The sequence below is a fragment of the Paraburkholderia sp. SIMBA_027 genome, assembly GCF_046535315.1.
Lineage (GTDB): Bacteria > Pseudomonadota > Gammaproteobacteria > Burkholderiales > Burkholderiaceae > Paraburkholderia > Paraburkholderia tropica.
Map to the genome: position 1 here is coordinate 1 of NZ_JAWRWY010000820.1, position 263 is coordinate 263.

A 263-nucleotide genomic window follows, 5' to 3' on the forward strand; every position below is an offset into this window, starting at 1 on the left:
GACGGCACGTTCGCGACGACGCCGTTCACGGTGATCGACTTGTGGCTCACCAGCTGACGCGCTTCAGCGCGCGTCGAGCCGAAGCCCATGCGATACACGACGTTGTCGAGACGCGACTCGAGCAGTTGCAGCAGGTTTTCACCCGTGTTGCCCTTGCGGCGGTCGGCTTCAGCGAAGTAGCGGCGGAACTGACGCTCCAGCACGCCGTAAATACGCTTGACCTTCTGCTTTTCGCGCAGCTGCGTACCATAGTCGGACGTACG

The 263-nt window shown here is 62.0% G+C and carries 1 protein-coding gene; it reads right to left on the bottom strand.

What is annotated here, in order from left to right:
• The coding region (gene rpsD, locus SB764_RS41340; protein WP_410866947.1) for a 30S ribosomal protein S4 at positions 1-263 on the bottom strand (263 nt) is incomplete at both ends.